This is a genomic window from Zooshikella ganghwensis DSM 15267 (assembly GCF_000428585.1).
Lineage (GTDB): Bacteria > Pseudomonadota > Gammaproteobacteria > Pseudomonadales > Zooshikellaceae > Zooshikella > Zooshikella ganghwensis.
The window spans coordinates 1-7,193 of sequence record NZ_AUAF01000193.1 but is presented as its reverse complement, the minus strand read 5'-3'; the positions used below and the strand labels follow the sequence as shown (position 1 = coordinate 7,193).

Sequence of the window (7,193 nt, the reverse complement as noted above, 5' to 3'; positions counted from 1 at the left end):
GTGATTTTTAACACGGAAGCTAATGTTAAACACTGAACTTTAACATTGGCAGCCCTTGGGGCTGCTCATAGCTGTCAAGCCTCCCGCTCTGCGGGAGCGTTATGACTTGTCGTATGCTTAATTAGAAGCTTGACTAAGTCTTCATCATGCCAGGGCTGCTCAAAAATAATGCTAAAAAACACAGTGGGTTATATTTTCAGCAAGCGCTCTGAGAATATCTGTACGTGTGATTAATCCGACTAGCTTATTATTCTCAACAACGGGGTATACTTTGGGTTTATGGGCTATCATTTGCTGAGCTAAATTAATAATATCTTCTTTGGGAGAAACAGTAAGGACATCTGTTCGCATGACATCATTGACAATCGCATTTTGGTCACAAAAATAAGATGATTGCAGTACCTGTTTGATGCAATCCTGTTCTGACACAAAACCTATTACCTCCTTGTCTTCATTAATTACTGGAAGGCCGCTTAGGTGGTCGCGCATCAAGCGATCAAGTACAACTTTTAAAGGTGTACCACAGGTGAAGGGTAAGTGGTGTGCTGTCATGTAATCTTTGACTAAAATGGGTAATTGCTTGGTTGCGGTACTTTGTGCAGTTTTAGCCATGATTTATTACCTAGATAATACGTTTAAACGTCAGTTCATATTTTCAGTGTAGATCATTTAAGTGCAGGACCTGTATAACGCTACAGATCCATTTTATTGGTTGTTATATCAAAGAGTTTGTTACCAAAAGATTTATGCTCCTGGACCACAGTCCAGGCAGTGTTTAATCATTGCTGGACCAAGATGTAATTTACTATTCAGATCACGAAGTGCAGTGCGCACTCCTTCCTCAATAACCGGGTGATAGAAGGGCATTTCCAGTATTTGAGCTACCGTTAAGCGCTGCTGAATCGACCAAGCAAGTAGGTGAGCTAGATGCTCTGCACGAGGGCCGATTATTTCTGCGCCAAGTAAGATGCCTGTGCCATTTTCGCCATAGACATGCAGGCTACCCTTATTAATACCCATCACGCGACTACGGCCCTGGTCTGCAAAAGAGACTTTGCCTGTTGCGAAACAGCCACATTGGCCATGCGTCTCCTGCAGTTGCTGATAAGACCTGCCTACTACTGCAATTTGAGGGTCTGAAAATACGACGCCAATAGTTGTCCGACGTTGACCTGCTCGAATATCAGGATAGCGACCAGCATTATCTCCCGCTATTCGGCCTTCATCGGCCGCCTCATGGAGTAACGGAATATCATTGTTAGCATCACCAGCAATAAAGATAGGTTGGTCATCACACTGTAGTGTGAACCGGTCAAAGATAGGAATCCCCAGATTGTTCAGTCTTACCTCTGTATTTTCCAATCCAATCTGGTCTACATTGGGGCGACGGCCCGTGGCGGCAAGTACATAATCAAAACGCTCTGTGTGTTCATGTCCTTGGATATCTTTGAAAGAAATGACAACCTGGTTATTGACTCGCTTCATGTGGGTTACATTGGCATCGGCATCAATGGCAAGTTCTTCAGCCAATAACTGATTAGCTTCAGTCAGTAACTCTGGATCAGTGAGTGGTCCAATCGCGCCACCTAAGCCAAATATCCGGACCGTGACCCCTAGACGATGAAGTGCTTGGCCAAGTTCTAAGCCAATAACGCCAGTCCCAAATACCGCGACGGAAGTGGGCAAATCATCCCAGTTAAATACATCATCATTAATAATTAAGCGGTCACCTAGTTCAGCGAAGCTTGCAGTATAGGACGGGCGAGACCCTGTTGCGATAACGATGCGTTTGGCGGTAATTTTTGTGTGGTCGTCAACCAATAAGGTTTCTTTATTTATAAAGCGAGCGTGGCCTTTAATTTTATCCGTAGCAGGAATGGCCTCCACAGACTCCAGTACAAAGCCTACAAAGCGATCTCGTTCCCGCTTAACTCTTGCCATAACTTCTCGGCCATTTATTGCAACGGGACCTTGGGTGTAAACCCCAAACTGTTCTGTATGACTTGCATGGTGAACAGCCTCTGCGGCAGCAATTAATAATTTGCTTGGCATGCAGCCCACACGTGCGCAGGTTGTACCATAAGCACCCGACTCTATGAGTACAACACTGTCAGTATGTGTTTTGGCTGCTCGATAGGCACCGAGGCCTGCTGTTCCTGATCCGATAATCGCAACATCTACTGATATTTCATTACTCATGGTGTTCTTACTCTTGATGTGAGGCATACACTACAGTATGGGTATGTTCTGTTTCTGTGGCCTGAAAACTCAGGCCATATTGTCTTTCGATCCTAATCATTAATCATTTAAGCGTCAGCCAGGAATTCAGCCAGTTGATCTGCCCCACCAATATGCTGGCCTTTGAGAAAAACCTGAGGTACAGTGTTTTCACCGGTAACCGCCTTAAACCCACGTTGACTTACCGCTTGTTGTACAATTATTTCCTCATAGGCTAAATCTCGTTCGTTAAGCATGGCTTTGGCACGAGCACAATGAGGGCAGCCAGCCTTGGTGAAAAGGGTATAGTACGCAGGCTCTTGTGCTTGCGGGCATATATAATTGAGCATGGTATCGGCATCTGAGACTTCAAAGGGGTCACCAGGCTTTTCTGGCTCAATAAACATTTTTTCGATAACGCCATCATTAACCACCATGGCATACCGCCAGCTTCGTTTACCAAATCCCAAGTCGCTTTTATCCACTAGCATTCCGACGGCTTCTGTTAAAGCACCATTACCATCAGGTAGCATTTTAACGTGTTGTAGTTTTTGATCTTGCTGCCAGGCATTCATGACAAAAGTATCATTCACAGATACACATAATATGTCGTCAACACCATTAGCAAAGAAGACAGGTGCAAGCTCGTCATAACGAGGTAAATGACTGGATGAGCAAGTGGGGGTGAATGCTCCAGGCAAACCAAATACGATAACACGCTTATTTCGAAATAAGTCATTTGTTGTCAGTGTTTGCCATTCATTATTTGCGCGGACCTGAATACTGATATTGGGGATTGTTAAGCCTTCTTGATTGTTTAACATGGGTTTTCCTCAGCTATAAACTGGATTAATAAAAGGTTGTTACCAATCGTTGATCTGATGGTTTAAGTATGAAGCCTTTGGTTGGATAAATTAAATTGATTTATTTAAACTTGGTCATAGCAGAAAGCTATAACGAGTGAGGGGTGTTAATTAACAAGGCTAATCAGTCGTTCAGACGCTAGAAAGGCAGTCAGCTATGCTTGTAATTGTTAACAAAAGAAATTAAGTATGATGCTATTGGATGGAAACAAAACGTACAACAATGCGGTGAAACGATTTGTCCTTTTTGCGGCTCTTGTTGGGGTGACTGCTGGTGTTATTGCAGCATTAAAATGGACTGCAAAGACACCTGAGCGTCGTGAACAGCTACCGATAATTACCCAAATTAAAGTCCAGCAAGTGCTTAAACAAGCATTGTCTTCTGTCATAGAACTCTATGGTGTGCTGGAGTCCCCCTATGAAACAGAACTGACAGCACCAGTGACTGCATTTGTTAAAGCCACGCAGGTTCGTGAAGGTGATCGTGTTAACCCGGGGGATCATTTAGTGCAGTTAGATGATCGTGATTTGCAATTACTCTTAAAACAGCGGCAGGCTGAGGTGGCAGATATTGAGGCGCGTATTACTGCAGAGCAGCAACGCTATCAAGCGGATCTTCAACGATTAAAGGATGAGCAAACCTTGTTAGCCATTGCTGAGCGCGGTGTCGCTCGGCAGCAGTCGTTACGTGGTAAAAATGCCGCTTCAGAGACCCAGCTTGATGAGGCTCGTCGACAGTTTGCGCAGCAAGCGTTGAATATAACAAATATACGTTTTCAGATTGCCGATCATCCACACCGTCTCTTACAGTTGAATGCACAACTACAACGTGCTGTAGCGCTGCAAATGCAAGTAGAGCTGGACATAGAGCGATCAATTGTGCGCTCACCTTACCAGGCAAAAATTGTCTCTTTACATACTGCGCCAGGTGCCAGGGTATTAACTGGTGAATCATTGGTCACACTTTACGATGCTGAAACTATAGAGGTACGAGCGCAATTACCATCGCGCTATCTGCCTGATATTCAAGAGGCAATGGATCGCCAGCAAACCATCACAGGTAAGTTGGTGCTGGATAATCAGTCACTGCCTATTACTTTGATACGGTTAGCACATGCTGTAAGGCAAGGGCGCGGGGGCTTAGATGCATTTTTTAAGATAGAAGGTACATCACAAAGGCTTGCTATTGGCCGACCTGTGTCGTTATTAATTCATTTACCTCCTCAAGATGATGTTACCGCACTCCCGCCGCAAGCGATTTATAACGATAATATGGTTTATCGCGTAAAGCAGGGGGTTTTACAGGGAGTGCCAGTCAGGTTACTGGGTAGAAATACGTCAGTTGAGGGAAAGTTCAGAGTGCTTATTCATAGCGATGCTTTACAGGTTGGCGATCAGGTGATGATAACTCATTTACCTGATGCCGTTTCTGGACTTAAAGTACGAGTGATTAAAAGCAATCTTTCAGATGAACAGACCCCTTAAATCTACTCTGTTGTCACTTCTTGACTTTCATTGGGTGTCCCATCAGGGGATACGGCTAACTTTAACCATAACTCTTCCCTTTGTAGCGGTGTTCTTGCGGGTAAGAGTGGATTTTCAAGAACAAAAAGCTGCCGTTCACTAAGGCGAGCTTGTTCGATTGCTTTTTGATGAAACTGATTAAAGATGGCATCAAAGCTACCATTTTTGATCATTTTTTCTAAACCGGAGGTTATTCTTTTGGCAAGCCTGTCATTTTCTCTGGCAACAAAAAAATAATAAGGCCAAGGGTAATATAGAAGTAATTTTTCTTCAATTTTAATACGAGGAAAACGTCCTTTATGGGCGCGATATTCGTTAAAAACTTCATTAATACCTCGGGGAAATAAGGCAATTTTATCTGTGGCTACGAGTTGAAATAATGATTCATAGGTTGGACTGGTGGCCACTGTGAATTGATTATGTTTATAGATAGCAACATCTCCCCAGCCCTTAACCTGTCCCACGGTAAATTCACGGAGCTGATCTAAGGACTCTACATCGTGGAGTTTTTCTTGAGTGTTTTCGGTGACTAAAATGAGTCGATAGCCTAGAATCCCTTTGCGTAAAGGTATTCTGATAGGTGTCAATTTGCTTTCTTTTTCTTCTGAGGATGATGTCCATATGACCGTTAAAATATTGGTACCTGCGGCAAGCAGCTCTATAGACTTGGTTTCAGAAACAACTTGCTTAGCGGCGTGTAAAGTGTAGTCACCAAAAGTCTGAGTGGTTTCATCCATAGCCTTACGCAGTAGTGTAATAAGGTCTAAATAACGGGTATCTTTGTGAGATTGGGCGCGAGGATGGATGACAATATCACTGGCCATGCTGGTCAGGGAAAACAGCATAGCAATGAAGATTGATAAGCTAGTTTTTGACATATCATTCTTCCTTGAGAGAAGATGAAGGTGGTTAATCGAGTCTATCCAGTTTCTTCGTTTTCTATAATGCTAGTAAGCATAGTTGATCGGGTAAAGAGTACCTAATGCGAATACCGAGCGGTTTGTTATGGGTTAAACACATCATCATTGTATGGTGCTGTTTATATATGAATGCTTGTGATAACGCTCAACAAGATAAGCCAGCTACCACTACCACAGACAAAAATGATAAAAAGATAGAAGGTCAATCATCTGAAAAACGTGAGAGTGAATTTACCCTTGATGAAAATACAGTTTTTCAACAAGTTCCACTAGAGGTTTTATCTAACGTTGCAAGTTATGATCAACCACGTATCCAATTTTTGTGGATTCCCCCGCATGAGAAAAATCGCCGACAGTTAACGCTTTGGTCAATTAAACTGGATGGTTCTGATTTACGACAAGTGGCGACAGCTGAAGAGTTATATGGCGATTATCGACACTCCGTTGTGGTTTCATCAAAACCCGTTCGCTCGCCGAATAATCGTTATATAGTCTATACGTTTATCAGTGATAAAAAACGAATTGTATTATTGGACTTAGCTACTAGGGCGCGAAAAGTAATCGATGAGGGAGTGGCTTCTGCCCATTTTACGTGGTATCCGGATAGCCAGCGGGTGATGATCAATAGAGCCTACGAAACAAAAGTATTCTCACTTAAAACAGAGTCATTATCTATTGTGGAGCATCAGAAAAATGCGGGGTTGTATTTAATTAATGAGGGTAAGCATTTTTTTGCAATAAAAAAAGGAAAGTACATTGTTTATGATTTACTTTTCAATGAAGTAAAGTCTGGCAGCTTTGATTATTTACCCCAATCGTTATTACATTTGAATAGTGTTTCAGAAGACGGTCGTTACCTGGCATTTGGCTATGATTTGCTTGACCTTGAAACTAAACAACATTTGACCACGTTAAGTGATTCACCTATCTTGGGAATTCATGAAAACTGGATTTTTATTTCAAGAAACGGTTTTCAACGGATTAATATTAATACTCAAAAAGTTGAACAGGTTTTTACGGCACCAGCAGGAGGGTCAGGGCGAAAAGGGGTGACGCTTTATAACTTATAAAACCATATACGGTTGTTAGGGCTTGTTAACACTATTTGAATCACCACTGCCGTAGACTATTTTTTCGCCTAGCTTGAGGCACGGCCAACATCCTGAATGGCCATGCAGCTCAACATATTTTTTTACTAGTATTTTTTATGGTTTTAGTGTTGGCATTTCTGTAGCAGCATTTAAGTCAAGATAAACGGGTTTACTACCTGAGTTTAACTTAAAGTCTTTGAAACGAACTGTCCATGTTCCAAGACTATCGTAAGTGGCTATATGTAACTCTTTTGCAATAGGGTCACGAACTATCCACCATTGAGTACAGGGCAATCGCATATAAAAATACAACAAAATCAGTATAATAGGATGATTAGCAACTGACTTAGAGCATCACATTGGAAAAAAATAATACAATTGCAGATCATTTTAGTCACTTAGACGACCCTCGAGTTGAACGCCATCGTCGTCATACGTTGGTTGATATCATTACTATTACGATTTGTGCTGCGTTGTGTGGAGCAGATGATTGGGTTGCTATTGAGCGATTTGGTAAGGCCAAGGAAGCATGGTTTCAAGGCTTTCTAGAATTGCCTAATGGGATACCTTCCCATGAC

8 protein-coding genes are annotated in these 7,193 nt (G+C 42.4%); 3 read left to right on the top strand and 5 right to left on the bottom strand.

Annotated elements, in window-relative coordinates; all coding sequences use genetic code 11:
* Nucleotides 1–171: 171 nt before the first annotated feature.
* The 3 genes from F607_RS0123335 to F607_RS0123325 form a co-directional block, all read right to left on the bottom strand.
* Complete coding sequence (locus F607_RS0123335; RefSeq protein ID WP_051311766.1) at nt 172–612, bottom strand: CBS domain-containing protein; 441 nt, start codon at nt 610–612, stop codon at nt 172–174.
* A 132-nt stretch (nt 613–744) separates the two neighbouring features.
* Complete coding sequence (locus F607_RS0123330) at nt 745–2,199, bottom strand: dihydrolipoyl dehydrogenase (RefSeq protein ID WP_038292130.1); 1,455 nt, start codon at nt 2,197–2,199, stop codon at nt 745–747.
* Between the two features lie 107 nt (nt 2,200–2,306).
* Nucleotides 2,307–3,041 carry a glutathione peroxidase gene (locus F607_RS0123325; RefSeq protein ID WP_027709994.1) on the bottom strand — a complete coding sequence of 245 codons (735 nt, stop codon included), beginning with the start codon at nt 3,039–3,041 and terminating at the stop codon, nt 2,307–2,309.
* 228 nt (nt 3,042–3,269) lie between these two features.
* On the opposite strand from F607_RS0123325, the gene F607_RS31400 reads away from it, so the two are divergent.
* Nucleotides 3,270–4,565 (top strand): efflux RND transporter periplasmic adaptor subunit, encoded by a 1,296-nt coding sequence (locus tag F607_RS31400; RefSeq protein WP_051311765.1) that lies wholly within the window; start codon nt 3,270–3,272, stop codon nt 4,563–4,565.
* Between the two features lie 2 nt (nt 4,566–4,567).
* Here the strand turns inward: F607_RS31400 and F607_RS31395 are convergent, their stop codons facing one another.
* Nucleotides 4,568–5,482 carry a type 2 periplasmic-binding domain-containing protein gene (locus F607_RS31395; RefSeq protein WP_051311764.1) on the bottom strand — a complete coding sequence of 305 codons (915 nt, stop codon included), beginning with the start codon at nt 5,480–5,482 and terminating at the stop codon, nt 4,568–4,570.
* A 167-nt stretch (nt 5,483–5,649) separates the two neighbouring features.
* Between F607_RS31395 and F607_RS0123310 the strand changes: the two genes are divergently transcribed.
* Entirely contained in the window at nt 5,650–6,594 is a 945-nt protein-coding gene (locus F607_RS0123310; protein ID WP_027709993.1) for a TolB family protein, read from the top strand.
* A gap of 135 nt (nt 6,595–6,729) precedes the next feature.
* Here F607_RS0123310 and F607_RS34340 read toward each other — a convergent pair whose 3' ends face one another.
* Nucleotides 6,730–6,915: a hypothetical protein gene (locus tag F607_RS34340; protein WP_027709992.1), complete on the bottom strand. Its 186-nt coding sequence runs from the start codon at nt 6,913–6,915 to the stop codon at nt 6,730–6,732.
* 53 nt (nt 6,916–6,968) lie between these two features.
* Between F607_RS34340 and F607_RS31390 the strand changes: the two genes are divergently transcribed.
* The coding region (locus tag F607_RS31390) for a transposase family protein (protein ID WP_420864448.1) at nt 6,969–7,193 on the top strand (225 nt) is incomplete at its 3' end.

Excerpts from the sequence above, each read along its gene's own strand:
- F607_RS31395 (WP_051311764.1), bottom strand. The coding sequence starts at position 5,482 with ATGTCAAAAACTAGCTTATCAATCTTCATTGCTATGCTGTTTTCCCTG.
- F607_RS0123310 (WP_027709993.1), top strand. The coding sequence starts at position 5,650 with ATGAATGCTTGTGATAACGCTCAACAAGATAAGCCAGCTACCACTACC.
- F607_RS0123325 (WP_027709994.1), bottom strand. The coding sequence starts at position 3,041 with ATGTTAAACAATCAAGAAGGCTTAACAATCCCCAATATCAGTATTCAG.
- F607_RS0123335 (WP_051311766.1), bottom strand. The coding sequence starts at position 612 with ATGGCTAAAACTGCACAAAGTACCGCAACCAAGCAATTACCCATTTTA.
- F607_RS0123330 (WP_038292130.1), bottom strand. The coding sequence starts at position 2,199 with ATGAGTAATGAAATATCAGTAGATGTTGCGATTATCGGATCAGGAACA.
- F607_RS34340 (WP_027709992.1), bottom strand. The coding sequence starts at position 6,915 with ATGCGATTGCCCTGTACTCAATGGTGGATAGTTCGTGACCCTATTGCA.
- F607_RS31400 (WP_051311765.1), top strand. The coding sequence starts at position 3,270 with ATGATGCTATTGGATGGAAACAAAACGTACAACAATGCGGTGAAACGA.